Origin of the sequence: Gordonia sp. YY1 (assembly GCF_009872315.1) — a bacterium.
Taxonomy (GTDB): Bacteria; Actinomycetota; Actinomycetes; order Mycobacteriales; family Mycobacteriaceae; genus Gordonia; species Gordonia amicalis.
Genome location: NZ_WXYI01000008.1, coordinates 112940 through 137870, shown reverse-complemented (window position 1 = coordinate 137870; position 24931 = coordinate 112940). Strand labels below are relative to the sequence as shown.

Here is a 24931-nt window from a genome sequence, read left to right as displayed (position 1 = left end):
GCTCGGCGATCAGTGGTGGAAGTGCGACCGATCGCCCTCGACAGGCATCGGGCCCTCGAGACGATCGAGGAACTCGACCTCGGTCTGGATGTCCGCGATCAGGGCGCGGGCGAGGTCGTGGCTGAGGCCGGCACGGACCACGATGCGCTGGACGGTCAGGTCGGCGAGATCGTCGGCCATCGGGTAGGCGGGGACCAGCCAACCCTTCATGCGCAGGCGATCCGACAGGTCGTACAGGTTCCAGTTGTCGGTGTGACCGGACTTCAGGCGCCACGCGAACACCGGGATGGTGTCACCTTTGCTGACGAGTTCGAAGGCGTCGATCTCGGCGATCTGCGACGACAGCCACTGCGCGACGTCGAGCGAACCCTGCTGCACCTGGCGGTAGCCCTCACGGCCGAGACGCAGGAACTGGTAGTACTGCAGCAGCACCTGGGCGCCGGGACGAGAGAAGTTCAGCGCCAGGGTGGGCATGTCGCCACCGAGGTAGCTGCAGTGGAAGACCATGCTCTCCGGCAGTGCCTCGGTGTCGCGCCACACGATCCAGCCGACGCCGGGATAGACGAGACCGAACTTGTGGCCGGAGGTGTTGATCGAGACGACGCGCTCGACGCGGAAGTCCCACTCGAGGTCGGGCTGGCAGAACGGTGCGATCATCGCACCCGACGCGCCGTCGACGTGGATCTTCACGTCCAGGCCGGTGTCGGCCTGGATCTGGTCGAGCTTGGCGGCGATCTGCTTCACCGGCTCGTACATGCCGGTGTAGGTCTGACCCATGATCGCGACGACACCGATGGTGTTCTCGTCGACGTACTTCTCGAGCTCGTGGCCGTCGAGGACCATGTGCTCCGGGCTGATCGGCACCCAGCGCGGCTCGACCTCGAAGTAGTTGCAGAACTTCTCCCAGCACACCTGGACAGCGGTGGAGAGCACCAGGTTCGGCTTCTCGATCGACTTGCCCTCGGCCTTGCGGCGGGCCTGCCAGTGGCGCTTGAGAGCCAGGCCGCCGAGCATGCAGGCCTCCGACGAACCGATGGTCGAGGTGCCGATGGCCTGGTCGACGTCCGGGTTGTGCCACAGGTCGGCGAGGATCTTCCAGCAGCGGTCCTCGATGGCCGCCGTCTGCGGGTACTCGTCCTTGTCGATCATGTTCTTGTCGACGGTCTCGGAGTACAGCTTCTTCGCCTCGCCGTCCATCCAGGTCGAGACGAAGGTCGCGAGGTTCAGGCGGGCGTTGCCGTCGAGCATCGCCTCGTCGTGGACGATCTGGTAGGCGGTCTCCGGCAGCAGCATGTCGTCGGCCAGTGAGAACTTCGGCAGATCGGTGGCCTCACCCGGGCGGGTGAAGACGGTACGCAGATTGAGGTTGTCGCCGATGTTCGTGTTCGTGCGGGCATGTGAAGTCGATTTGCGTGTCATGTATTCCTCCTGGTGTTCAGATGCTAAGGCGCTCAATACCGGAAATGGGGCGGTTGAAGCGATCTACTCGAGGTAGACGACAGTCACGGGGGCTTGCCTGTCACGACCTCCCTAGACTTCCACCGGCGGATACAGACGGTCCATCGTGTACTGGCGGTTTCGGCGGGCGGCCCACGACGAGATGAGCAGGCAGGCCACCGTGATACCGCTGAGGACGCCGATGGCGAGCCACAATCGGTAGTCGATGCCGCCGACCGTGAGTTGTCGGAGGCCCTCCACGGTGTAGGTCATCGGGTCCACGTAGTGGATGTACTGGAACGGTGTGGCCGTGGTCGGCACAGGGTAGATACCGCCCGCGGAGACCAGCTGGATCATCAGGAATGCCAGTGTCACAACACGTCCGACTGCCACGTCGAACACGGCGTTGAACATCTGGATCATCGCCATGAAGGTGGCGACGACGAGCAACAGGTACAAGAATATGGATATCGGGTACTCGGCTCGCAGTCCGACGGCGAAGGTGACCACCGAGTACAGGATGGTCGCCTGGATGAAGCCGATGGCGAACGCGGGTGCGTACGAGGCCAATACGACGCGCAGAGACGAGAAGCCCTGCACGATCGGGCGGGACTGCAAGGGCGTCAACAACATCCACGTGATGATGCCGCCGACGAACAATGCCAGGGACATGAAGAAGGGGGCGAAACCCGTTCCGAAGGTCGGTGCCTCGTGTGTGTAGTCCTCCTGCAACTCGACGGGCTGCGCCAGCGTCGAGGCGATCTCCTTCTTCTGCTCGCTGCTCCAGGACGGGATGGCCTTGACGCCCTCGTCCAGACCCGATGCCAGTTCGGCCGAGCCCGCGGCCAACTGCTCGGTGCCGGCGGCGAGTTGGTCGGCGCCCGCGCTCAGCTCACCGAGACCGGTGCTGAGTTCGGCGGAACCGCTCTTCAATTCGTCGGCGGCGCCGCGTGCGGCGATGATGTCGTTGCGCAAGCCGCCGTCCTCGACCAGGGTGAGACCGAGTCGGAGGGGGCTGTTCGGGTTGCCGAGCTGCTGAGAGAGCAGAGTGGCATCGCTGTTCAGCTGGGTGAGCTGGTTGTTCGCATCCGGTCCGAGACCGTTGGTGCGCAGGAACTGCCGCGCCGGGTTGAGGGCTTCGGCGAGACCACGCATCGCAGGGTCCGAGGAGGCGCCGAGCCGGGCGATGACCGACTCCAGTCCCTTGCTGGCCTGCGATTGCTGATTCGCCGCGGTGGTGAGTTCGTTCGACGCGGCTCCGGCGTTGCGGGCCAGGCGATCTGCGGCCGCGTTCACCTCCGCGGCGGTGAGGCCGGTCTGATCTCCGTTGCCGATCGCCGCGAGCAGCGGGTCGGTCGCGCGGAGCAGTGCGGAGTCGAGTTCGCCGAGACCGCCGGCGAGTTCGGCGGCGCCGTTCTTCGCGGTCACCAGGTTGGTGGCGATCTCCTGAGCACCCGTGTTGGCGGTCTTCAGGCCGGCGGCCAGTTCGTTCGCGCCGTCCGCCGCGGTGGTCAGCTTGCCCGCGACGGTTCCCACGTCGTTGAGGACGATGTCGAAGGTCTGGGCCCCGACCTGTGCACTGACCTTGTTGACGACCTGCTGCGCGGCGTCCTGGCCGATGATCGTCGCCAGGTAGTTGTTGGCGTCGTTGTAGGTGAACACCAGCGGCGCCGAGCGCGGCTTGTCGCTCGTGGGTGACGCGATCGCCGAACTGAAGTCGGCGGGCAGGGTGATCGAGAAGTAGTACTTGCCGTGCGCGACACCGTCGGCCGCCTCGGCAGCGGACACCTCGTGCAGATCGAGCTGCTTGGACTCGATCAGCCCCGCGGCGACCTGGGCGCCGGCGTCGAGCTTCTGTCCCTCGACGACCGCGCCGGTGTCCTCGTTCACGAGGGCGACCGGGATCTTGTCGGCGGCGGCGAACGGATTCCAGAACGCCCACAGGTACATCGCGCCGTACAGGAGCGGCATGAGCATGATGACCACGAGCGCCAGCCGGGGCATCCGTCCCCGGTAGTAGCGCTTGATGTCGCTGCCCGGCGAGAATGCGGCAAACATGTTCTCTACGTCCGATCTTCGTGCTCGAGGCCGACGAACTGGCCATCTGTGAGGTTGTGGACACCGATGACGTCACGGACACCGCCGGCCGGGGACACGGCGTTGATGTCGGCGGTGATCACGGTCTGGGTGCGGCCCAGGTCCACGAGACGGTCCATCAGGTGAAGCTGGTTCTGGCTTCGCGTCAGGTTGTCCACCCCGCCGACGACCAGCAGCGGCGGACGTCGCAGGTTGCCCACCGCGATACGGAAGAGGGCAGCGGTCAGTTCGGGGAGTTCTTCGACGAACGACTCCATCGCCGGCAGGGGGTACGGGCCGAAGACGGGTCGGCAGATGCGCTCGAGGTCTTCCTCGAGCGCGGGCGTGACCCACTTGTACCAAGGTGCCGACCACCGGATCTGCTCGGTGATGACGTCGCTGACGCGAATGGTCTGTTCGATGTCGTCGACCTCGTCGATCCATGCCACGGCAGCGTTCTTGAACAGATGGTGGGCGTCGTTCGAGCGGTCGAAGGCGACCAACTCGCCTTTCGTCGGGCGCATGCGACCCGCCAGCGTGAGCAACAGTGCGGTTCGGCCGCGGCCCTCCGGCCCGGCGAGGACGGTGACTCCGCCGGTGCGGACCCGGAGGTCGACCGGACCGCAGATGTGGCCCCAGGAAGCATCCACGGAGAGTTCGCGGGCTTCGATCAGGGTTGCGTCCGAGGGGGTGCCGCCAGGCTCCGGGGCGTCACGCATCGCTGCCGCCCGATCCGAAGACCACATCGTCCAACTTTCTCTTGGGGGTCGGTACAACCGACTTGCCTGCCGTACCGCCGGAAGGCAGTACGACAGGCAGGGGTTGAATCAGAGGTTCTTGAAGATCCGCTCGGCGTCGCCCTCGGTCAGTGGGTCCGTGCCGTTGATCAGTCCTTCGGACGGCCGGTCGAATACCCGCACATTTTGGATGATTGTGCGACCGTGAACCGCCACTTTGCTGGACATGAAAGGGAACTTAGCCCAGGGATATCCGGCATTTTCAATGCGACTGCGCAGGCTGTCGTGGAGGATCATGGCACGAAATTCACCTGGCGCCCTGTAACGCCGCCGAGGTTCGGATATCACTGCCCCGCCACCTCCTGCGAACAGCACGTTTGGGGTGATCGGGGGAATCCTCATGATGTGACCGGAATCGTATGGGTTGCGCTTTTGTTGCTCACTTTCCCCGGGAAGAGAAAGGCCATCTGTGAGTCATCTCCCAAGACGGCACGATATTAATGTTACTCGCGGGTATCGGTAAACCGGCGGCCAACTTCTCGTCGACTCAACGTCATCAGAGTGCCTCATGGGATCATCGGACGGATATTTATGGCACATATTGAGCACTCGGGAGATTCGTCGCCGAAGGCCGATCGGATTGGGCTGTCAGAATCTCTTTTCATGACAGATCTCACCCATGGGCATGCCGTGGCGCTCGCCACTGTGCCGAATCTCCGGGACCTCGGTGGTTGGTCGGCTGCCGACGGACGCCGGGTGCGCGCCGGCCTGGTGTTCCGGTCCACCGAGCTGCACCGTCTGGCCGGGGATGACCTGGCGAAGTTCGACGAGTTGGGGATCACAGCCGTCTACGACTTCCGTACCGCTGCAGAGCGGGACGCTGCACCCGACCCGGACCTGCCGGGCGTCACCGACACCCACCTCGACGTCCTGGCCGACTCGTCGACCGCCATGCCGGCCCGTCTCAACGAAGTGTTCGCCGACCCGGCGATGGTCGCCCAGGCCAACAAAGCCCTCGGCGGTGGGCAGGCCGAAGCGATGATGGCGGGTACCTATCGGCAGATCGTGAACCTACCGAGTGCCCGTACGTCCTACCGGAAGTTCTTCGAGGCCCTGGCCGAGCCGGCCGGACCCGGGGCGGCACTGTTCCACTGCACGACCGGCAAGGACCGCACCGGCTGGGGCGCCGCGACGTTCCTCACGGTGCTCGGCGTCGGTCGCGACGAGGTGTTCGAGGACTACCTGCTCACCAACGACGAACTGATCCCGGCACTGCATCCGGTCTTCGCGTCATTCGAGAAGGCCGGCGGTGATCCGGACATCCTGTCGGCGATTCTCGGCGTCCGGCGGCAGTACCTCGAGGATGCGTTCGACGAGATGACCGCCGAGTACGGCGACGTCGAGGGCTACTTCCGCGACGGGCTGGGCCTGGATCCCGCTGTCCCGGAGACACTTCGGACGCGTTATCTGGACCAGTGACACCGATGCCGGGCCGGCGCCGCGATCAGATGTGTTTCGCGGCGTTGGTCCGGATGACCTCACGCAGATAGACGGCCAGCCCGGGTGCCTGTTCGTCGTAGTGCGCGGTGAAGCGCGGGTCGGCGACGTACATGTCGGCGAGTCCGACGTGCATCTCGTGCGAGCAGTCGTAGAACCGCCCGATCTGGGCACGGTGTTCCTCGGCGAGCGCGTCGGCTTCGGCAGATCCGAGTGTCAGTCCCTGGAGCATCGCGTCGGCAAGGCGCCGTTCGAGGTCATCGGTCTCGGCCTTGATGTTGCGCCAGTCCTCCTTCGAGAACCGGGCGACGCGTTTCCGGCTCTCCTGCCACGCATCGGTCTCGCCCCACCGTTGTTCGGCCTCCGCGCTGTACTCTTCGCCGCGCCAGTCGTCGCCGAAGATCTCTCGCTGCTCGGCCGCGGACAGTTGGATTCCGCGTTTCTTCGTGGTCATCATCTCCTCCACCGCTACGACCATCCGGTGCAAGCGATCGATCCGGTCGGTGAGCAGCGCGTGCTGCGTCCGGAGCTGATGCAGTTCGTCCGCATCGGGATCGTCGAGCAGGGTCGCTATCCGCTCGAGTGAGAAGCCCAGTTCGCGGTAGGTCAGGACACGGTAGAGCCGTTCGACGTCGACGTCGGCGTCGTCGTAGACGCGGTATCCGGCCGTCGTGCGGCGCGACGGTGTCACCAGCCCGATCTGGTCGTAGTGGTGCAGCGTGCGCACGCTGACCCCGACCATCCCCGCGACGGCGCCCACGGTCAGGCCCGGGGAATCATCGCGCTGCGGGTGACGCTTCTCTTCACTCACATGGGCAACCTTGGGGTCTGACGTCGCGTGAGGGTCAAGCCGTCCGGCGAGTGGGGCGGGTCAGGGCGCGAAACCGATGACGGTGGTGTCCTTCTGACAGGCGGCGAGCACGCCCTGCAACTGCGACGGTCCGCATGTCCAGCCGGAGACCGACTGCTGAGTGCCGCTGACGATCTTGGGGCCGTACTCGCCGCCGATCGACTTCGCCTGGCCGCAATCGACGTCGCCGGCGAGGATCAGAACACGTAGTGCGCCGTCCGGCCCGGGGATGGTGCCGCAGGTGGCGCCGGGGCCGCTGCGGGTGGAGTCGTCCGCGTCGGCGCGCGGTGTGACGGATTCGGCACGGGTCGATGCGGGCTTGCGGCCGGCGACGACGGGGGCCGAGGTCGACGGAGCGTCGGCTGGTTGTTCCGCTGACGCCTGCGCACCGGTCCCGGCGGTGTCGGTGACGTCCTGCTCCTCGCCGCACGCGGACAGCGTGAACAGGGCCAATGACAGGCCGAGAGCGGTGGTGGCGAGCCTGGTCCCGGAGGAGATGGCGCGGCGCGTTCTGCACGACATGGTCCCCACCGTATCGAATCGGCGGAACATCGAACCGCGGCGTCCTCGTGGCGTCCGACGGGCCCGACGATCGCGCCGCCGGTTTGGGCGGAGGGCGCCGACCTGGGAGGATGCACCGGTGAGCAGTACCGGAACCGAAGTCACCGACCCCGCCTACACCGTCGGAACCACCCTCCCCGGCACCCGGGGCCGTACCGGGGTGATCGCCACCGCGCACGGCGAGATCCAGACCCCCGCCTTCATCCCGGTGGGTACCAAGGCGACCGTGAAGACCGTCCTGCCCGAGTCGGTCGCCGCGCTGGGCGCGCAGGCGGTCCTCGCGAATGCCTACCACCTCTACCTGCAGCCGGGTCCCGAGATCATCGATCAGTCCGGCGGGCTCGGTGCCTTCATGAACTGGCGGGGTCCGACCTACACCGACAGCGGCGGATTTCAGGTCATGTCGCTCGGCGCCGGCTTCAAGAAGGTCATCGCCATGGAGGTCAGCAACCCCGACGACGAGCTGACCGCCAACGGCAAGGAACGGCTCTCGCGCGTCGATGACGACGGCGTGACGTTCAAGTCGCACCTCGACGGCTCGGCCCATCGCTTCACTCCCGAGGTGTCGATGCAGATCCAGCACCAGCTCGGTGCAGACATCATCTTCGCCTTCGATGAGCTCACCACCCTGATGAACACCCGTGCGTACCAGGAGAGCTCGCTCGAGCGCACCCGACTCTGGGCCCTCCGCTGCCTGGTCGAGCACAACCGCCTGAGCGTCGAACGCGCGCACCGTCCCCAGCAGTCGTTGTGGGGCGTGATCCAGGGAGCCCAGTACGAGGACCTGCGGCGCAAGGCTTCACGCGATCTCGTCGCCCTGAGTGAGGCCGATCGTGACGCGGGCGGAAAGGGATTCGGCGGCTACGGCATCGGCGGCGCGCTCGAGAAGCACAACCTCGGCACGATCGTCGGCTGGGTCAACGACGAACTGCCGGAGGATGCGCCGAAGCATCTGCTGGGCATCAGCGAGCCCGACGACATCTTCACCGCGATCGAGAACGGCGTCGACACCTTCGACTGCGTGTCGCCCACGCGCGTCGCCCGAAACGGCGCGATCTACTCGCTCGACGGCCGGTACAACGTGACGAATGCCAAGTATCGCAATGACTTCCGGCAGCTCGACCCCGAGATCGACAACTACACTTCGCAGTACAGCCGGGCCTACCTCCACCACCTGTTCAAGGCGAAGGAGGGGCTTGGTCCGACGCTCGCGACCCTGCACAACGTGTCGTTCATCGTCACACTCGTCGACCGTGCACGTCAGGCGATCGAGAACGGCACCTACGTCGAGTACCGGGACGAATTCCTGCGTCGCTACTACGGGTCGATGCGAGATTGACCCTGTCCGCGGGAGCGCGGTGGGTCACGTCGGGGAACCGTGCGTGACAGTTGTTCGTTGTGTTCCCATCGCAAGCAGTTGCGAACCACCCCGAAGACTCGGCACCCTGTAGGGGTATTCGAGTACCAGCGAGAGAGACGATGAGACGCGCAAAGCGCCGAAAACGCCGACGACACCCGTCCGCACCCAGTTCCGAACCGAGTTCGGAACGAGCAGCCCCCTGCGAGATCTTCCCCGACGCCCCGGGCGTCGATCCTGATCGGATGGCGACATGCTGACCGTTCTCGGAATCCTCCTGGGAATCCTGGTGGTCCTCGCGATCACGGCCGTGACCGGCTACTTCGTGGCCCAGGAATTCGGCTTCATGGCGGTCGACCGCTCCCGCCTGAAAGCCCGTGCCGAATCCGGTGACGCCGCCGCGAAACGCGCACTCTCCGTCACCCGGCGCACGTCGTTCATGCTGTCCGGAGCCCAGCTCGGCATCACCGTCACCGGCCTGCTCGTCGGTTACGTCGCCGAACCCCTGATCGGTTCCGGGGTCGGTGACCTGCTGAACAACGTCGGCATCCCGGTGGGTGTCGGTGTCGCGATCGGCACGGTCATCGCGATCCTGTTCTCCACGGTCGTGCAGATGGTGTTCGGCGAGCTGTTTCCCAAGAACCTGGCGATCGCCCGGCCGGAACCGGTCGCGCTGTGGCTCGCCCGGTCGACCACGATCTATCTGACCGTCTTCGGCTGGTTGATCGCGTTGTTCGACAAGGCCTCGAATCTGCTGCTGCGCGCCCTGCGGATCGAGCCGGTCCACGACGTCGAGCACTCGGCGTCGGTCCGCGACCTCGAACACATCGTCGCCGAGTCGCGTGATGCCGGCGAGCTGCCCGAGGACCTGTCCGTGCTGCTCGACCGCGTTCTCGAGTTTCCCACGCGCACAGCCGAACATGCGATGATCCCGCGGCCGCACACCGACCTGGTCGATGCCGGGCTGCCCGCGTCGGAGGTGCTCGATCGGATGAGTACCGGACACACGCGGTACCCGGTGACCGCCGGTACCGACGACGAGGTGCGCGGAGTGGTTCATCTCCACGATCTGCTTGAGTGGTCGTACGCGCTGAAGAAGGAACCCGCCCGGGCCGACCCGTCGGCCACCGCAGGTGATCTGTGCCGCCGGGCCGTCGTGGTCCCGTCGACGCTGCCGCTGCCGGAGGTGCTGGAGAACCTCTCCACCGCAGACGAGGAGATGGCCATCGTCATCGACGAGTACGGCGGTTTCGCCGGCGTGGTGACCGCCGAGGACATCGCCGAGGAACTGGTCGGCGAGATCGACGACGAACACGATCCCGAGAGCATCGCAACGATCGAGGAGACCGCCGACGGCTGGCGCGTCCGGGGCGACGCCCACGTCGACGAGGTCTCCCGCGCGATCGGTTGGGAACTGCCCGAGGGCGATTACGAGACGATCGCCGGACTGGTGATCGCGGAGTTCGTGGGTCTCCCCGCGGTCGGGGAGACGGTGGCGATCAGCATCGACCCCGATCCGGCCGCGCTGTTCGACGACGGTGACGCGCCGCCTCGTGTGGTGCGCGTGCAGGTCCTCGAGGTGGAGAAGCATGTGCCGGCCCTGGTGTCGGTGTCGCGCGGGGCCGAAGTGGGCTCCGACGCAGCAGGATCGGATGCCGGACGGGAGGCCGACAATGGATAACCCGTGGATCGTCGCGGTGATCACCGTCGTGCTCATCGCGGCCAGCGCCTTCTTCGTCGCCGTCGAGTTCGCGTTGATCGCTGCCCGACGCCACCGGCTGGAGGACGAGGCCGCGACGAGCGGCAGCGCCCGGGCGGCCCTCCGCAGCGCGTCGGAGCTGTCCGTGTTGCTCGCGGGTTCGCAGCTCGGCATCACCGTCTGCACACTCGCGTTGGGCTCGGTCACGAAACCTGCTGTGCACCATTGGCTCACGCCGCTGTTCGAGAGCTGGGGCCTGCCCTACTGGTCCGCCGACGTCGTCGGCTTCGTGGTGGCGCTCATCTTCGTGACCTTCCTGCACCTGGTGGTCGGCGAGATGGCGCCGAAGTCGTGGGCGATCGCGCACCCGGAGCGGTCGGCGATCGTGCTGGCCCTGCCGATGCGTGCGTTCATGTGGGTGACGCGGCCGGTCATCGTGCAGCTCAACCATCTCGCGAACTGGTGCCTGCGGCGCGTGGGTGTCGAACCCGTGGATCAGGTCGCCACCGGCCAGGACAGTGACGCGTTGCGCCATCTGGTCGAGCACTCGGCGACGGTCGGGACACTCGACGAGCGCTATCACGCGCACCTGACCAGCGCGCTTGAACTCGAGTCGCTGTCCCTCGCGGACGTCGTCACGCCCAATGACATCCTGGCGGCGGTGCCGCCGACCGCGAGCGCTGACGAGATCCAGACGGTCGGACGGGTTTCCGGCCACCTGCGTCTGCTGGTTCGTGACGCCGACGGTGGCCCGGTGCACGGCGTCGTGCATGTGCGCGACAGCCTGCGCGCCGAGCCGGGTGCCACGGCCGCCGACCTCATGCGCCCGGTGTTGCGGATCGAATCCGCACAACCGGTCTACGAGGCTCTCGCCGCCATGCGTGAGAGGCGGGCCCACCTCGCCCTGGTGACGGACTCGGGGCGGGCCATCGGACTGATCACCCTCAACGACCTGCTGCAGAGGTTGCTGGCGACGACGGCGTAGCACTCAGGCAGTGGAGGCCCACTCTGTCGGGCCCAGCAGCCAGGGTTCGCGGGGGAGAGCCTCGGGGACGAAGCGGGCCGCCAGCGTCGGGAGGTCGACGGCTTCGCCGCGTCCGGCGAGACCCAGCGACTGCGCGAGGTGCGAGAGCACGGTGGCTGCCGAGACTCCGGCCGCCGCCAGGTCGGTGAGGGTGACCGCGCCGTCTCGCTTGGAGAGTCGGACGCCGGCGGGGTTGAGCACCATCGGCACGTGTGCGTAGGTCGGTGGCGTCTCGCCGAGCAGTGTCGCGAGGTAGGCCTGACGCGGAGCCGACGACAGCAGGTCGTCGCCGCGGACCACCTGGTCGACACCCTGCGCGGCGTCGTCGACCACGACGGCCAGGTTGTAGGCCGGAGTGCCGTCGTTGCGCTGGATCACGAAGTCGTCGACCATGCCGGTGAAGGTGCCGTGGAGCAGGTCGGTGACCGTGAACTCGGTGGTGTCGGCCAGGATGCGGATCGCGGGCGGCCGTCCGGCGGCGATCTTCTCGGCGCGCTCGGCGTCGGTCAGATGGCGGCAGGTACCGGGGTAGGCGCCGTGCGGCGCGTGGGGAGCGGACGGCGCCTCGAGGATCTCGCGACGCGTGCAGAAGCATTCGAAGGTTCGACCGGCGTCGCGGAGCCGGGCGATGATGTCGCGGTAGATGTCGCGTCGCGCGGTCTGGTAGACGACCGGGATCTCCCAGTCGATACCGAGCGAGGCGAGGTCGGCGAGTTGCCGGGCGTCGGCGCCGGCGACGGCGCGGTCGAGATCTTCCATGCGGATGAGGAAACGGCGACCCGTCGTATGGGCGAACAACCAGGCCAGCATGGCCGTTCGGAGGTTGCCGACGTGGAGGTCGCCCGACGGGGACGGTGCGTACCGGCCCGCTGCGTGCTGTGTCGACATCGCGTCGAGGTTACCGCCTCGGCTCGACGAGCCGCGATGAGAACCGGCGCCGCCGACGGTCTGCCCCTGCGGTGCGTCCCGACGGGCGCGCCGGACCCGACGGTTGTCCCGGAGTTCCGGGCGGATCGTTGCCAGCGCCCGGAGGTGTGAGGAACAGTGAAGCCATGGATCTTCCGGTCATGCCGCCCGTAGCCCCGATGCTGGCCAAGGCGGTCACCGCCGTACCGCCACAGCCCGACGGCGAGACGGTCTGGTCGTATGAACCCAAGTGGGATGGTTTCCGCGCCCTGATCTTCCGCGACGGCGACGAGGTGGCGATCGGTTCTCGCGGCGGGAAGGACCTCGCCCGCTACTTTCCGGAGATCGTGGCGGCGGCGAAGGCGGAGTTGCCCGACCGGGTCGTCCTGGACGGCGAGATCGGGGTACCCGCACTGATCGGTGACACGCACCGTCTCGACTGGGATTCCCTCGCGCAGCGCATTCATCCCGCCGAGTCGCGGGTCAGCATGCTCGCCGAGAAGACGCCCGCCATCTTCATCGGTTTCGACGCACTCGCCCTGGAGTCGACCGCGGTGAACGGGGAACCGTTCGCGGTCCGTCGAGAGGCGTTGTTGCGCGCGGTCGGGCCCGGTGGACGGGACCGGCGGATGCACGTCAGCCGGGTCACCGCCGATCCCGCCGTTGCCGAGGACTGGTTCTCCGCTTTCGAGGGGGCCGGCCTGGACGGGGTCGTGGCCAAACGGCTCGACGGGGTGTACGTCGAGAACAAACGCGAGATGCTGAAGGTCAAACACAAGCGGACCGCGGACTGCGTGATCTTCGGCTATCGGATTCACAAGTCGGGCAGGGGGATCGGCTCGATGCTTCTCGGGCTCTACGGCGACGACGGCGAGTTGCGCATGGTCGGCGGTGCGGGGGCGTTCTCCGATGCCAAACGTGTTGAGCTGCAGGAGATGTTCGAGCCGATGCGGCTCGACCCGGGGAAGCCGGCGCCGGGTGAACTCACCCGGTGGCGGTCGGAGAAGTCGGGGGAGTGGATCCCTATCCGCCCCGAACTGGTCGCGGAGTTCGCCTACGACCAGATGGAGAACCAGCGCTTCCGGCACACCGTGAAGTTCCTGCGCTGGCGGCCGGACCGAGACCCCCAGAGCTGCGGCTATGACCAGCTCGAGGTTCCGCTCACCTACGACCTGCACGACGTCCTGGAAGGGGAATGACCATGGCATCACGTTCTCCCGCTGAAGAACTCGACGTCGCCGGAGTCGCTGTGCGGCTCAGCAACCCGGACAAGATCTATTTCCCCGAACTCGGCGAGAACGGTGGCCGCAAGCGGGATCTCGTGGGGTACTACCGGACCGTCGCACTCGGCGTCGACGACAGCGGCGACGGACCGCTCATGCGCGCGACCCGAGACCGGCCGACGTTCCTGCAACGATTCCCCGACGGCGTCGAGGGGGAGGAGATCTATCAGAAGCACATCGCCAAGAAGCGTCCGGAACACGTGCAGTCCACGCCGATCGTGTTCCCGTCCAAGCGGACCGGGGACGCCATCCGTCCCACGGTGCCCGCGGATCTGGTGTGGGCGGCCAATCTCGGCACCGTCACCTTCCACACCTGGCCGACCCTGCATCCGGACAACGACCATCCCGATCAGCTCCGCATCGACCTCGACCCGCAACCCGGCACGACGTTCGACGATGTGCGGCGCGTGGCGATCGACGGCTTGCGGCCGCTGCTCGACGAACTCGGCTTCACCGGCTTCGTGAAGACCTCCGGTGGCCGGGGAATTCACGTGTACGTCCCCATCGAACCCCGGTGGGACTTCATCGCCACCAGGCGCTGTGTCATCGCGCTCGCACGTGAACTCGAACGCCGGGACGCGGACCACGTCACCACGTCATGGTGGAAAGAGGAACGGGGGGAACGGATCTTCATCGACTTCAACCAGAACGCCCGTGACCGCACGATGGCCTCGCCCTACTCGGTACGACGCAGTGCGACCGGACGCGTGTCGACGCCGGTGACGTGGGCCGAACTCGAAGACGTCGATCCCGACGACTGCACCATGGCGACGGTCCCGAACCTGCTCGAGGACCGCGGTGATCCGTGGGTCGACATCGCCGATCACCGCCGTGGCATCGAGAAGTTGCTCGAGATGGTGCAGACGGATGACGCAAACGGCCTCGGTGACATGCCTTATCCGCCCAGCTACCCGAAGATGCCGGGCGAGCCGCCACGCGTGCAGCCCAGCAAGAAGGTCGCGGAGCACTGGGACGAGAAGGGCAACCGACGCTCCGACGCGTGAGTCGCTGCAGACGCGTATGACGTTGTGCCCGGTTTCCGGGTTCAACGTCATACGGAAGGTTCTCCGGTCAGCGGCGCAGCGCCTCCGCCGCCCACTCGGCGAAGGTCTGCCACTCGATTTCGGGGAACCGGCGATGCAGCCCGGGGATGTCCACCTCGTACCTGCGGTCACCGAGGAAGGCGAACATCGCGCTCAGGTCGGCTGACGGGATGCGTTCGGGGTCATAGGATTCCGCACTCACGGTGGTGCCCAGCACGTCGCCTACGGCCCGCGCCATCTCGGCGGGCGTCAGCTCGTCGGAGGCGATGTCGATGCGTTCACCGGCATGCGCACCCGGGTCCTGGAACAGCGTCGCCACGAAACGACCGAGGTCGCGACGTGAGAGTTGTTGCAGCGGTTTGTCGGCGGGCATCGCGATCGGCATGACCCCGGCGGCGAGGGCGTCGGCACCGGCGAGCAGGTTGTCGTAGAAGTAGGCCGGCCCCACGATCGTGTGCGGGATGCCGGTGCCGGCGAGCATTTTCTCCACCTCGAACTTGGAGTCGAAGTGAGGGACACCGGTGTCGCGGTCGGCGGAGGCCACCGACGAGAAGACGAGATAGGGGAGCGAGGCCGCGGTCGCCGCCTCGATCAGCGCGGTGCCCTGGGCGACCTCGGCGTCGACGCCGGACTCGAAGGGCGTCGTCAGCGCGAAGGCGCCCGCCGCGCCGGTGAACGCATCGGTGAGGCCTACGCCGCTGACGATGTCACCGACGGCGAGTTCCACGCCGCGATCGGCGAGCACCGCCGCTTTCGACGACACGGCGTCGCGGACGAGTGCGCGCACTGCGACACCGGCCTCGAGCAGCGCGTCGAGCACCGCGCCGCCCTGACCGCCGGTGGCTCCGATGACGACGACGGGAGAGGAATCGGACATGCCCCCGACCCTAGTGCGGTTCGCGTGACCGGCAAGCGGGTTTGGGTGTGGGCGTGCCCGGCGGCTATCATCTCGTCGTTGGAGGATTCGCCTAGTGGCCTATGGCGCTCGCCTGGAACGCGGGTTGGGTTAACAGCCCTCAGGGGTTCGAATCCCCTATCCTCCGCCACCGAAGGTCCGTGGTGCACTCCCGCAAGGGGGTCGCACCGCGGACCTTCGTCGTATCTCCGGTTCGTAACCCGCCAGGACCTGCGCGGATGTGCCCGCCGCGACGTCGCGAAGACCCGGTGTCGCCCAGCCGTGAACCCTCGCTACACTGGACGACGGATCCCGCGCGGCGTGCATCCTGTGAACTCCCCCAGGGCCGGAAGGCAGCAAGGGTCAACGGGCTCTCTCGGGTGCGCGGGGTCCCCTATATCCCCGATTCATTTTTCCAGGTCTGTGTCGTCGGACACCCGCGCCGGCGTCCAGCGCGAGAGGTCCAACGTTGAATTTCCACTCGATGAGTGCCGACCAACTACGTGACACCCAGGCGGACCTGAAGAAGCGCTACGACGAGCTGGCCGCCCTGGGTCTCGAGCTCGATCTCACGCGCGGCAAGCCGGCTCCCGAACAGCTGGATCTGTCCAACGCGCTGCTGTCCCTGCCCGGCGACGACTACCGCGACGGCAACGGCACCGACACCCGCAACTACGGCGGCCTCGTCGGATTGCCCGAGCTGCGCGAGATCTTCGGTGAGCTGCTCGCCGTCGACCCGAAGAACCTGATCGCGTTCGGCAACTCCAGCCTCGAACTCATGCACGACCTCACGGTCTTCGGCCTGCTGCACGGCACCGTCGATTCCGACGAGCCGTGGGGCCGCCAGAAGATCAAGTTCCTGTGCCCGGCCCCCGGATACGACCGGCACTTCGCGATCACCGAGAGCTTCGGCATCGAGATGATCCCGGTGCCGATGCTCCCGGACGGTCCAGATGTCCGGCTCTGCGCCGAGCTCGTCGCCAACGACCCGAGCATCAAGGGTCTGTGGGCGGTGCCCACCTACTCCAACCCGACCGGCGTCACGTTCTCCGAAGAGGTGACACGCGGCCTGCTCGCGATGCCGGCCGCCCCCGACTTCCGTATCTACTGGGACAACGCCTACGCGGTTCACACCCTGGTCGATGCCGCGCCGACGCAGCTGCCTGTCCTCGAGATGGCCGCCGAGGCCGGGCACCCCAATCGCGTGTACGTCCTCGGCTCGACGTCGAAGATCACGTTCGCGGGTGGCGGCGTGTCGTTCTTCGGGTCGTCGGACGAGAACATCGCCTGGTTCAGCAAGTACCTCGGCTTCAAGACCATCGGTCCGGACAAGGTCAACCAGCTGCGTCACCTCAAGTTCTTCGGTGACGCCGACGGCGTGCGCGCCCACATGGCCCGCCACCGCGAGATCCTGGCGCCGAAGTTCAAGCTGGTGCTCGACATCCTCGAGGATCGGCTGGCCGAGTCGAAGGTCGCTTCGTGGTCGGAGCCCGAGGGCGGCTACTTCATCAGCCTCGACGTCGTCGACGGCGCGGCCCGACGCACCATCGAACTGGCGAAACAAGCCGGGATCGCCCTGACCGGTGCCGGATCCGCGTTCCCCTACAAGACCGATCCGCACGACCGGAACATCCGTCTGGCGCCGACCTTCCCGAACACCGACGACCTGCGGGCCGCGATGGACGGGGTCGCGACGTGCGTGCTCCTCGCGTCGGCCGAGACCCTGCTGGCGGAGCGCAACTGAGCCACTCGTCTCGCCGACACGCCGCATCGAAACGCCCACGCAGCGTTAGATAGCTCTCATTCGGCGGTGAGTGAACCGGTATGCGCCGATCCATATGCCACTCTTGTAAATCGTGAATCTGCCCAGGCCGGTTCTTCTCGCATCCGGTTTCGCCATCGTCGGGGTCATCGCTCTGGCACTCCAGGATGTCGTCGTGCCCTGGGGAGCCCAGTTCTGGGGTCTGCTCAACAATCAGATCGACCTGGCCGTGTATCGGCAGGGAGCTCAAGCCGTCACCGAGGGTGCCAGCCTCTACGACGTCAAGATGATCGGCGACCTCGACTACACGTACTCGCCGTTCTCGGCGTTGCTCTTCACACCTCTCGCGTGGATCTCGTTCGACGTGGCGCGATGGCTGTGGACCGCGGGCATCGTGGTCGCCCTCTACCTCGTCGTCATGCTGAGCTTCCGCAGCCTGGGCCGGCCGGTCACGTGGCCGCTGCGCGTGATCGCGATGGCGCTGGTCGCGGTGGCGATGCTGCTCGAACCCGTCCGGACGACCATCTGGTACGGCCAGATCAACGTCTTCCTGATGCTGCTGATCCTGGCGGACCTCACCCGTCCCGACACCAGCAAGACGAAGGGCATCGGCACCGGTATCGCCGCGGGTATCAAACTGACGCCGCTGATCTTCGCCGGTTACTACGCGGTGCAACGCAATTGGCGAGCGTTCTTCGGGGTCATCGGCGGATTCGCCATGACGGTGGCGATCGGCTTCATCGCGCTTCCGCGTGACTCGTGGGCCTACTGGACCGGCAAGCTGTTCCAGTCCGACCGTGTCGGCTCGGCGCAGCTGCGCGGCAATCAGTCGATCCGCGGGATGCTCGCGAACCACCTCGACACCGACGATCCGTCGACTCTCCTGTGGGCCGCACTGGTCGTGATCGCCCTCGTCGCCGGTTTCGCGGTCGCCGCCTACGCTCATCGCCGAGGGCAGGAACTGGTGGCGATCAGCATCGTCGGCATGACCGCATGTGTGGTCTCGCCGATGTCGTGGGGTCACCACTGGGTCTGGTTCGTGCCGATCGTGGTGGCCGGCGTCCACCTGGCTCTCGACACACGACGCACCCAGGTCGAACGTGGCCTGGCGGCGGCGTCCGCCACGGCCGTCGTGCTGCTGGCGTTCGCGTGGCCGACGCATGTTCCGGGGCTCCTGCCCGACGCCTACTACACGGGTCTCTACGTGAAGACGCGGGTCACCTGGCTCAACTGGTTCACCGTCAGCCCGTATCTGTGGGCTTATCTCGGGATTCTGATCGCGACGGTCGTCGCCCTCCGGTTCTTCGGTTCCCGTTCGGCCACCGAGTCCGACCCGGCTGCAGTCATCGCTCCCGGGGTCGCGGTAGCGGTCATCGCCGATGGCGGATTGCCCACCGATCAGGCCGACGGTGGCAGCTCCCGGGCCGTCGAACCGTCCGTGCGAACCCACGCCGACCACGTGGATCTGTCCGACGAGATGGTCGATGACCTGGTCGGAACCGCCGGTGAGCTGATGGGTGATGCACCCGAGACAGGGGCATCGCCCGCAGTGTGAGGCAGGCGCATCCGATGTCACGGGTCGCCGGTACTCTCGACGCGTGGCTCTGTATCGCACCTATCGCCCGGCTACCTTCGCCGACGTCGTGGGGCAGGAGCACGTCACCGATCCGTTGAGCCGTGCCCTCGACTCCGGACGCATCAACCACGCGTACCTCTTCTCTGGTCCGCGCGGCTGTGGCAAGACGTCGTCGGCGCGAATCCTGGCGCGGTCGTTGAACTGTGCCGAAGGCCCTACCTCGCGGCCCTGCGGCACGTGCTCGTCGTGCGTGGCGCTCGCTCCCGGTGGACCAGGCAACCTCGACGTCATCGAACTCGACGCGGCCAGCCACGGCGGCGTCGACGACACCCGCGAGTTGCGTGACCGCGCGTTCTACGCGCCGGCCGAGTCGCGTTATCGCGTGTTCATCGTCGACGAGGCACACATGGTGACCAACGCCGGCTTCAACGCACTGCTCAAGATCGTCGAGGAGCCGCCGGAGCATCTCATCTTCGTGTTCGCGACGACCGAGCCGGAGAAGGTGCTGCCGACGATCCGCTCGCGCACGCACCACTACCCGTTCCGTCTGCTCGCCCCGCCGGTCATGCGCGGTCTGCTGGAGAAGATCTGCGAGCGCGAGGGTGTGACGGTCGCACCCGAGGTCTACCCACTGGTCATCCGTGCCGGTGGGGGTTCGCCGCGTGACTCGCTGTCGATCCTCGATCAGCTCCTCGCCGGCGCCGACGACCAGGGCGTCGCCTACGAGCGTGCACTCGCGCTGCTCGGTGTCACCGACATCGCCCTCATCGACACCGCCGTCGACGCATTGGCGTCGGCCGACGGCGCGGCGTTGTTCGGGGCCGTCGAGAAGGTCGTCGACGCGGGTCACGATCCCCGCCGTTTCGCGGTCGACCTCCTCGAACGACTCCGCGACCTGATCCTGCTGCAGGCCGTTCCCGATGCTGCCGACCGTGGGCTCGTCGAGGCGCCGGGCGATCAGCTCGCACGCATGCAGAGTCAGATCGAGACGCTCGGTCCCGCCTCGTTGACGCGCTTCGCCGAGATCGTGCACGACGCCCTCGGCGAGATGCGCGGCACCACGTCGCCGCGCCTCCTCCTCGAGGTGATGTGCGCGCGCATGTTGCTGCCCGCGGTGTCGAACGACGACGCCGCTCTGCTGCAGCGGCTCGAGCGTCTGGAATCGGGGATCGGTTCGACGTCGATCCCGGTGCCGGCGAAACCCGCTGAGCCAGAACCGGAACCGAAGTTCGTGCGCCCGTCGCAGCGTAAGGCGATGGAAGAGGCGAAGGCGGCCGAAGAGGCCCGTCGCGCCGCGGCGGAGGAAGCCGAGGCCGATGTCGCCGTCGTGGCACCGACACCCTCGCCCCCGGCGCCGATGCCGACACCGCCGACACCAACCGCGCCGGAGCCTGTCGCGCCGGCGCCCGAGCCCGTGGCCGCTGAGCCCGTCGCCGCTGAAACCGCGGCCGCTGACCAGGTTTCCGAGACACCTGTGGTCGAGGAGTCGGTCGTTGCGGATCCAGTCGCGCTGATGGCCGACGTCGAGGACACCACCGACGACGCGGACATGCTCGAGGAGCTGAGTGTCGAGGAGCCTGCGCTCGACGCCCTCCCCGACCCGGATGCGCTCGATCTCGGGGACCTCGAATCCGCAGACACCGAAGCTTTAGACACCGAAGCTCCGGACACCGACGCTCCGGACACCGAAGCCGTAGACACCGAAGCTTTAGACACCGAAGCTCCGGACACCGAAGCTCCGGACGTCCAGGCGCCGACGCTCGATCTCCCCGTCGCCGCAGTCGAGTCGCCGGTCGAGGCAGAGGCAACAGCGCCGCCGGCGCCGGAACCCGTGCGGACCGACGTCACCCCCTCAGTCCGGAACGGCGGCACCCCGACGGCGCCGGAGCCACCGTCGCGCGCACGGGGGGCCGAACCGGCCACGGAACCCGCCCCCGAGCCGGGGCAGTCGGCCCCCTTCGACGACATCCCGTTGCCGGACGAGCCGGTCGACGAGTACTCGGTCCCGCCGCCCGACGCGATGCCGGTGCGGGCGAAGGCGCCTGAACCGAAACCGGAACCGGAGCCCGAACCTGCTCCCTCCGGTGGACTCGACGCCGACGCCGTCCGCACGCGGTACCCGGAGATCCGGGCAGCGGTCCGCGAGCGTTCCAAGAGTCTCGAGCCGATGTTGTCGGCGGCAGTCATCGCCGATCTCGAGGGCGCCACGGTGGTCCTGGCGCATCCGGTGGAGGTGCTCGTCGGCCGACTCTCGGCACCCCATGCGGTGACGATCATCCGCGAGGCGCTTTCCGAGGTCTTCGGCACACCGCTCGACGTGCGCACCGTGCATCAGGCCCCGGGCACTGCAGTCGCGCCGTCGGTGGCCGGCGGCGGGCAGCCGACGAAACCGCAGGCCAAGCCCCGGCAGTCGTACTCGCGGCCGAGTCGTGCCCGGGACCAGTTCGTGGCCACGGCCCCCGCGCCCGAGCCGGTGGCCGAACCGGAGGAGCCCGAGCCGCCACGCGCGGACGAGGACATCCCCGACGAGGAGCGGGCCGAGATGGTCGCCGATGCGAGGACGGGAGCGCCCGAACAGCGCCTGGATCCCGACCTGGTGGCCCTCGAGCTGCTCAAGTCGGAACTCGGGGCACGGCCGATCGAGTGACCGTCGTGATCACGGGCTGGTAGAACGCAGACATGCGATTGCGATCGGTTCTACGTCTGGTCATGACGCCGGCTGCGGCGACGGTGGCTCTCATGCTGTCGATGGCCGGTGCCGAAGCGGCACCCAACGGATCGCCGTCGACGCCACGGCAGACCGTCGACCAACAGGCGCGTTCCCTCGGACTGGTGGACGTGAAGACCGTCGTCGCGGACGCGGTGCTGGATCTGCGGTACGCGACCACCGACAACTTCGTCGGTGAGCAGCTGTACCCGCGCAACGCCCGCTGTCTGGTCCATGAGTCGATGGCTCCGGGCCTGCGGACCGCGGCCCAGAGGCTGCGGGCCCGTGGCGAGACCCTGGTGTTCTGGGACTGCTATCGGCCGCATTCGGTGCAGCAGCGCATGTTCCGGAAAGTGCCCGATCCGGCGTGGGTCGCGGCACCCGGCCCCTATTCGACCAGCCACGAATCCGGGCGCTCGGTCGACGTCACGCTGGCGGTCCGCAACCCGAGCTGTCCGGCTCCGCGTAAGGTCGGCGACCTCTGCCGTATCGACATGGGCACCGACTTCGACTCGTTCACTCCACGCGCGACCGCATTTGCGACGCAAGGGGTTTCGGTGTCTGCGCAGGCCGCGCGGGCTGGGCTGCGCCGGGCGATGGCCGCCGGGGGACTGAGCGTCTACTCCGGCGAATGGTGGCACTTCGACGGACCGGGCGCGGACGTCCGCCGGCCGATCATCGACGTCCCCCTCACCTGAGACCTTCGAACGACGAAACCCCGCCGGTGGTCCGACGGGGTTTCGTTTGGTCGAAGGGACTCAGGCGTCCCACCACGGCCGCAGCGGGACCTGGTGTCCACCGTGGTCGTCGAGCTTGGTCGCCAGCACGTGGTGGAGCTGGATGATGTTGCGGTTGAAGCCGATCCGGCAGCCCGCCATGTACAGGCCCCACAGGCGGGCGGTGCCCTCACCGACCTCGGCGACAGCCTCGTCCCAGTGCTCGACGAGGTTGGCGTTCCAGTCCCGGAGGGTCATCGCGTAGTGCTCGCGGAAGTTCTCCTCGTGGATGACCTCCATGCCGCCGATGTCCTGGAGCTTGGAGATGATCTTGCCCGACCCGGTGAGTTCGCCGTCGGGGAACACATAGCGGTCGATGAACGAACCCGCCCTGCTGCGGCTGGCGTTGTCGGGCCGGGTGATGCAGTGGTTCAACAGCATTCCGCCCGGACGCAGCTTGTCACGCATGAAACCGAAGTAGGCCGGGTAGTTGCTGACACCGATGTGCTCGGTCAGACCGATCGACGACACCGCGTCGAAGCCGGACTCGGTGACGTCGCGGTAATCGCTGTGGCGCACCTCGGCCAGGTCGGTGAGGCCCTCGTCGACGATGGCCTTCTGCGCCCACTCGGCCTGCTCGGCCGACAGCGTGGCGCCGATGGCGTGAACGCCGCGCTTGGCGGCGTAGCGGACCATTCCGCCCCAGCCGCACCCGATGTCGAGCAGCCGGTCGCCCGGCTTGAGGCGCAGCTTCTCGAAGATGAGGCGATACTTGTTGTCCTGCGCAATCTCCAGCGACGCGTCGTGGTCGGGGTAGACCGCACACGTGTAGGTCATCGAGGGGCCGAGGACCCACTCGTAGAAGGCGTTCGACACGTCGTAGTGGTAGTGGATGACCTCGGCGTCACGAGCCTTGCTGTGCCGCAGGCCTTCGGCGAAGCGACGCCAGCGCGGCACGGCCTCCTGCGGGGGCGGGGCGATCGGCTTGAAGTGCTCGATACCGAGCGATCGTGCGATCTGCGCCAGGACCAGCGGCGAGGGGCGGTGGAAGTCCAGGTCGCTCGCGAGAGCCTTGAGTGCGGGGTAGGGGTCGCCGGGATGCGCGCCGACGAGTTCGAGGTCGCCGGCGATGTAGGCGCGGGCCAGGCCGAGGTCACCGGGTGCGGTGACGAGGTAGGTGGTGCCGCGCGGCGTCTTCAGGTTGAGGCCGTACTGGGCGTCTGCCGGGCCGGCGCTGCTGCCGTCGTATGCCGAGATCCGAATCGACAGGTTGCCGCCGAGGAGGGTCTCGAAGATCTCGGACAAGGACATTTTCCAGGTGTGGGGATCCGCACCGGCGGGTGCGCTGTCTTTGAATGTCGTCATTGGCGTTTCACCGCTTTCGAATAGAGGTCCAGAAGACGGCCGCGGGGGTCGTACCGCTTCTTCAGGAGCCGATAACTCTCACCGCCGTAGAGTTCGTCGAACTCGTCCGGCTCGTAGAAACTTTCCGAGTACAGCGATTTGTGGCCGTCGAGTTCGGCGACCTTGCGTTCGATGATCTTGTTGGTGTGCCCGGGATCGCCCGGGGTGACCGGCACGGCCGACCAGAAGCCGACGTTGACGTAGGTGCGTTGCGGTTCGAGCGGGTACAGCGGCCACGGGCGGACCGGGTCCGAGCCGGGCAGGGCGGGTTCGCGGAGACGCAGCGGGCACAACCAGATCGGCTCGATCGGGATGTTGTCCAGGAACCACTCGACGTACTCGGTGGTGCGCTCGATCGGCACCTCGATGTCCTGCACGACGCGTTCACCCGGCGGAAGTCCCTTGCGCGCGTTGAGCCGGTCGCCGATGTCGTAGCGCTGGTCGAGCGCGATCAGCTTCCAGTAGAAGCTGCTGCGCAGGTAGCGCTTCGGCCACCAGCGGCGGATCTTCGGGTTCTGCGCACCGAAAGCGCGCGAGCACCAGAACCAGTCGGTGTCCCAGCGCCACAGGTAGTCGTGGATGGTGAGACGGTCGGTGGTCTTGCTCTGGACGGAGCGGTAGTAGATGTCCATCCCGGTGTAGTCGCTGACCGCGCCCTCCTCGTCGGTCTGGCGTCCGACTGTGAGGTAGGACTCGTTGGCGGAGAACACGACTCCGTCGAGGTAGTCGACGTGCTCGCCGTCGTATGTCTTGTCGGTGACGATCGTCTCCATCGTCGACTGCAGCTCGGCGACGGAGGTGAACCGCACGTGGCGCAGCGCGACGTAGGGCTTCACCGGTTCCAGCTCGATGCGCAGTTGGACCGAATAGCCCAGCGTGCCATAGGAGTTCGGGAAGCCGAAGAACAGATCGGCATGTTCGTTGGTGGGTGTGGCGGTGATGATCTCACCGTCACCGGTCAGGATGTCGATCTCCGACACCGACTCGTGCGGGAGTCCGGAACGGAAGGAGGTGCTCTCGATGCCGAGGCCGGTCACCGCGCCGCCGAGGGTGATCGTCTTGAGTTGGGGGACCACCAGGGGCGCCAGACCATAGGGCAGGGTCGCCGCGACGAGGTTTTCGTAGGTGCACATCCCGGCGACGTCGGCGGTTCGGGCGTCGGGGTCGACCGAGATCACCCGGTCGAGTCCGGAGACGTCCAGTCCGGGATGTGGATTGGCTGCGCGTTTGCGGAAGAGGTTGGACGTCTTCTTCGCAAGGCGCACGGTCGCGTTCGGAGGAATGGCACGATAGCTGGCCAGTAGGGTGGACACCCCCTGGTCAAATGCCTGTCCCCCCATCTCCAGCCCAGAGCTCACCCGGTTAGCCTAGGACTTGATCAGTTCGCCCGCCAATCGTTTC

At 67.0% G+C, this 24931-nt stretch carries 20 protein-coding genes, 1 tRNA gene and 1 other RNA gene; 12 read left to right on the top strand and 10 right to left on the bottom strand.

Annotated features, from left to right (window positions below):
• Positions 1-9: 9 nt before the first annotated feature.
• The 4 genes from BPODLACK_RS12930 to BPODLACK_RS12915 form a co-directional block, all read right to left on the bottom strand.
• Positions 10-1419: a glutamate decarboxylase gene (locus BPODLACK_RS12930; RefSeq protein WP_006435184.1), complete on the bottom strand. Its 1410-nt coding sequence runs from the start codon at positions 1417-1419 to the stop codon at positions 10-12.
• Between the two features lie 111 nt (positions 1420-1530).
• Positions 1531-3495: a YhgE/Pip domain-containing protein gene (locus tag BPODLACK_RS12925; RefSeq protein WP_159405441.1), complete on the bottom strand. Its 1965-nt coding sequence runs from the start codon at positions 3493-3495 to the stop codon at positions 1531-1533.
• A 5-nt stretch (positions 3496-3500) separates the two neighbouring features.
• A complete protein-coding gene (locus BPODLACK_RS12920) occupies positions 3501-4232 on the bottom strand; it encodes an ATP-binding cassette domain-containing protein (RefSeq protein WP_006435182.1) in 732 nt (243 codons plus the stop codon).
• A 108-nt stretch (positions 4233-4340) separates the two neighbouring features.
• Positions 4341-4547: a hypothetical protein gene (locus tag BPODLACK_RS12915; protein ID WP_159405440.1), complete on the bottom strand. Its 207-nt coding sequence runs from the start codon at positions 4545-4547 to the stop codon at positions 4341-4343.
• Between the two features lie 366 nt (positions 4548-4913).
• Between BPODLACK_RS12915 and BPODLACK_RS12910 the strand changes: the two genes are divergently transcribed.
• Complete coding sequence (locus tag BPODLACK_RS12910; protein ID WP_096272811.1) at positions 4914-5729, top strand: tyrosine-protein phosphatase; 816 nt, start codon at positions 4914-4916, stop codon at positions 5727-5729.
• A 25-nt stretch (positions 5730-5754) separates the two neighbouring features.
• Here BPODLACK_RS12910 and BPODLACK_RS12905 read toward each other — a convergent pair whose 3' ends face one another.
• Positions 5755-6558 carry a MerR family transcriptional regulator gene (locus BPODLACK_RS12905; protein WP_159405439.1) on the bottom strand — a complete coding sequence of 268 codons (804 nt, stop codon included), beginning with the start codon at positions 6556-6558 and terminating at the stop codon, positions 5755-5757.
• A gap of 60 nt (positions 6559-6618) precedes the next feature.
• Entirely contained in the window at positions 6619-7119 is a 501-nt protein-coding gene (locus BPODLACK_RS12900) for a hypothetical protein (RefSeq protein WP_096272815.1), read from the bottom strand.
• A gap of 118 nt (positions 7120-7237) precedes the next feature.
• On the opposite strand from BPODLACK_RS12900, the gene tgt reads away from it, so the two are divergent.
• The 3 genes from tgt (at position 7238) to BPODLACK_RS12885 (ending at position 11199) form a co-directional block, all read left to right on the top strand.
• Positions 7238-8497: a tRNA guanosine(34) transglycosylase Tgt gene (tgt, locus tag BPODLACK_RS12895; RefSeq protein WP_159405438.1), complete on the top strand. Its 1260-nt coding sequence runs from the start codon at positions 7238-7240 to the stop codon at positions 8495-8497.
• A gap of 271 nt (positions 8498-8768) precedes the next feature.
• The gene (locus tag BPODLACK_RS12890) at positions 8769-10196 is read left to right on the top strand and encodes a hemolysin family protein (protein ID WP_159405437.1); all 1428 of its coding nucleotides are present in this window, start codon (positions 8769-8771) and stop codon (positions 10194-10196) included.
• A complete protein-coding gene (locus BPODLACK_RS12885; protein ID WP_159405436.1) occupies positions 10189-11199 on the top strand; it encodes a hemolysin family protein in 1011 nt (336 codons plus the stop codon). Before BPODLACK_RS12890 ends, BPODLACK_RS12885 begins: the two co-directional genes overlap by 8 nt.
• A gap of 3 nt (positions 11200-11202) precedes the next feature.
• Here BPODLACK_RS12885 and gluQRS read toward each other — a convergent pair whose 3' ends face one another.
• Entirely contained in the window at positions 11203-12126 is a 924-nt protein-coding gene (gene gluQRS, locus BPODLACK_RS12880) for a tRNA glutamyl-Q(34) synthetase GluQRS (protein ID WP_024499602.1), read from the bottom strand.
• A 164-nt stretch (positions 12127-12290) separates the two neighbouring features.
• Between gluQRS and BPODLACK_RS12875 the strand changes: the two genes are divergently transcribed.
• Together BPODLACK_RS12875 and BPODLACK_RS12870 are read left to right on the top strand one after the other, a co-directional pair.
• On the top strand, positions 12291-13343 hold the full coding sequence (locus tag BPODLACK_RS12875) for an ATP-dependent DNA ligase (RefSeq protein ID WP_159405435.1): 1053 nt from the start codon (positions 12291-12293) through the stop codon (positions 13341-13343).
• A gap of 2 nt (positions 13344-13345) precedes the next feature.
• Positions 13346-14431 carry a DNA polymerase domain-containing protein gene (locus tag BPODLACK_RS12870; RefSeq protein WP_024499601.1) on the top strand — a complete coding sequence of 362 codons (1086 nt, stop codon included), beginning with the start codon at positions 13346-13348 and terminating at the stop codon, positions 14429-14431.
• 67 nt (positions 14432-14498) lie between these two features.
• On the opposite strand, the gene BPODLACK_RS12865 is transcribed toward BPODLACK_RS12870, so the two are convergent.
• Positions 14499-15347 carry an NmrA/HSCARG family protein gene (locus tag BPODLACK_RS12865; RefSeq protein ID WP_159405434.1) on the bottom strand — a complete coding sequence of 283 codons (849 nt, stop codon included), beginning with the start codon at positions 15345-15347 and terminating at the stop codon, positions 14499-14501.
• 80 nt (positions 15348-15427) lie between these two features.
• On the opposite strand from BPODLACK_RS12865, the gene BPODLACK_RS12860 reads away from it, so the two are divergent.
• The 6 genes from BPODLACK_RS12860 to BPODLACK_RS12835 all read left to right on the top strand — a co-directional run bounded on the left by BPODLACK_RS12860 (position 15428) and on the right by BPODLACK_RS12835 (position 22108).
• Positions 15428-15516 (top strand) — tRNA-Ser (locus BPODLACK_RS12860).
• Positions 15517-15669: 153 nt separating this feature from the next.
• Positions 15670-15764: signal recognition particle sRNA small type (gene ffs / locus BPODLACK_RS12855), an RNA gene on the top strand.
• Positions 15765-15834: 70 nt separating this feature from the next.
• Positions 15835-17109 carry an aminotransferase class I/II-fold pyridoxal phosphate-dependent enzyme gene (locus BPODLACK_RS12850; RefSeq protein ID WP_006435169.1) on the top strand — a complete coding sequence of 425 codons (1275 nt, stop codon included), beginning with the start codon at positions 15835-15837 and terminating at the stop codon, positions 17107-17109.
• Positions 17110-17221: 112 nt separating this feature from the next.
• Positions 17222-18682 carry a glycosyltransferase 87 family protein gene (locus BPODLACK_RS12845; RefSeq protein ID WP_159405433.1) on the top strand — a complete coding sequence of 487 codons (1461 nt, stop codon included), beginning with the start codon at positions 17222-17224 and terminating at the stop codon, positions 18680-18682.
• 43 nt (positions 18683-18725) lie between these two features.
• Positions 18726-21350 carry a DNA polymerase III subunit gamma and tau gene (locus BPODLACK_RS12840; protein ID WP_159405432.1) on the top strand — a complete coding sequence of 875 codons (2625 nt, stop codon included), beginning with the start codon at positions 18726-18728 and terminating at the stop codon, positions 21348-21350.
• Positions 21351-21382: 32 nt separating this feature from the next.
• A complete protein-coding gene (locus BPODLACK_RS12835) occupies positions 21383-22108 on the top strand; it encodes a M15 family metallopeptidase (RefSeq protein WP_159405431.1) in 726 nt (241 codons plus the stop codon).
• 60 nt (positions 22109-22168) lie between these two features.
• Here BPODLACK_RS12835 and BPODLACK_RS12830 read toward each other — a convergent pair whose 3' ends face one another.
• Positions 22169-23491, bottom strand: coding sequence for a class I SAM-dependent methyltransferase (locus BPODLACK_RS12830; protein ID WP_159405430.1), 1323 nt, complete (start codon positions 23489-23491; stop codon positions 22169-22171).
• Entirely contained in the window at positions 23488-24870 is a 1383-nt protein-coding gene (locus BPODLACK_RS12825) for an FAD-binding oxidoreductase (RefSeq protein ID WP_159405449.1), read from the bottom strand. Before BPODLACK_RS12825 ends, BPODLACK_RS12830 begins: the two co-directional genes overlap by 4 nt.
• Between the last annotated feature and the right edge of the window lie 61 nt (positions 24871-24931).

Bases quoted from the DNA above. Each gene is read 5' to 3' on its own strand.
- BPODLACK_RS12925 (WP_159405441.1), bottom strand. From the start codon at position 3,495: ATGTTTGCCGCATTCTCGCCGGGCAGCGACATCAAGCGCTACTACCGG.
- BPODLACK_RS12920 (WP_006435182.1), bottom strand. From the start codon at position 4,232: ATGCGTGACGCCCCGGAGCCTGGCGGCACCCCCTCGGACGCAACCCTG.
- BPODLACK_RS12890 (WP_159405437.1), top strand. From the start codon at position 8,769: ATGCTGACCGTTCTCGGAATCCTCCTGGGAATCCTGGTGGTCCTCGCG.
- BPODLACK_RS12865 (WP_159405434.1), bottom strand. From the start codon at position 15,347: ATGTCCGATTCCTCTCCCGTCGTCGTCATCGGAGCCACCGGCGGTCAG.
- BPODLACK_RS12900 (WP_096272815.1), bottom strand. From the start codon at position 7,119: ATGTCGTGCAGAACGCGCCGCGCCATCTCCTCCGGGACCAGGCTCGCC.
- BPODLACK_RS12870 (WP_024499601.1), top strand. From the start codon at position 13,346: ATGGCATCACGTTCTCCCGCTGAAGAACTCGACGTCGCCGGAGTCGCT.
- BPODLACK_RS12825 (WP_159405449.1), bottom strand. From the start codon at position 24,870: ATGGGGGGACAGGCATTTGACCAGGGGGTGTCCACCCTACTGGCCAGC.
- BPODLACK_RS12885 (WP_159405436.1), top strand. From the start codon at position 10,189: ATGGATAACCCGTGGATCGTCGCGGTGATCACCGTCGTGCTCATCGCG.
- BPODLACK_RS12875 (WP_159405435.1), top strand. From the start codon at position 12,291: ATGGATCTTCCGGTCATGCCGCCCGTAGCCCCGATGCTGGCCAAGGCG.
- BPODLACK_RS12910 (WP_096272811.1), top strand. From the start codon at position 4,914: ATGACAGATCTCACCCATGGGCATGCCGTGGCGCTCGCCACTGTGCCG.
- BPODLACK_RS12930 (WP_006435184.1), bottom strand. From the start codon at position 1,419: ATGACACGCAAATCGACTTCACATGCCCGCACGAACACGAACATCGGC.
- BPODLACK_RS12835 (WP_159405431.1), top strand. From the start codon at position 21,383: ATGCGATTGCGATCGGTTCTACGTCTGGTCATGACGCCGGCTGCGGCG.
- BPODLACK_RS12830 (WP_159405430.1), bottom strand. From the start codon at position 23,491: ATGACGACATTCAAAGACAGCGCACCCGCCGGTGCGGATCCCCACACC.
- gluQRS (WP_024499602.1), bottom strand. From the start codon at position 12,126: ATGTCGACACAGCACGCAGCGGGCCGGTACGCACCGTCCCCGTCGGGC.
- BPODLACK_RS12915 (WP_159405440.1), bottom strand. From the start codon at position 4,547: ATGATCCTCCACGACAGCCTGCGCAGTCGCATTGAAAATGCCGGATAT.